General features: G+C 70.7%; 2 protein-coding genes. Both read right to left on the bottom strand.

Going from position 1 to position 334, the window contains the following annotated elements; translation table 11 throughout:
• The coding region (locus tag SB660_RS19475) for an SRPBCC domain-containing protein (protein ID WP_410583893.1) at positions 1 to 106 on the bottom strand (106 nt) is incomplete at its 3' end.
• On the bottom strand, positions 103 to 334 hold a 232-nt coding region (locus tag SB660_RS19480), incomplete at its 5' end, for an ArsR/SmtB family transcription factor (RefSeq protein WP_410583891.1). The genes SB660_RS19480 and SB660_RS19475, both read right to left, overlap by 4 nt.

The raw sequence follows: 334 nt of genomic DNA on the forward strand, positions 1-334 counted from the left end.
GCGGATGAAGCCAGCGCGCCATCACCGACGGCTCGGTCCAGGCGCGCCACACGCGCTCCCGCGGGGCGTCGAAGACGCGCGTGATCTCCAGCTCCCGCTCGCTCATCGCCCGGGCGCCGTCTGCGCGGGATCGGCTTCGGCGAGCACCGCGTCGAGCTGATCGAATCTGGTCTGCCACGCCTGGCGATTGCGCTCCACCCAGGCCGCGGCCTCGTCCAGTGGCTCATGCGAGAGCGAGCACACGCGCCACTGCGCCCTGGCCCGTCTTTCGATGAGCTTGGCCTTCTCGAGCACCCGCAGATGCTGCGAGACGGCCGGAGCGCTCATCGAGAAG

The organism is Bacillus sp. SIMBA_005, from assembly GCF_046535585.1.
GTDB classification, from domain to species: domain Bacteria; phylum Bacillota; class Bacilli; order Bacillales; family Bacillaceae; genus Bacillus; species Bacillus pumilus.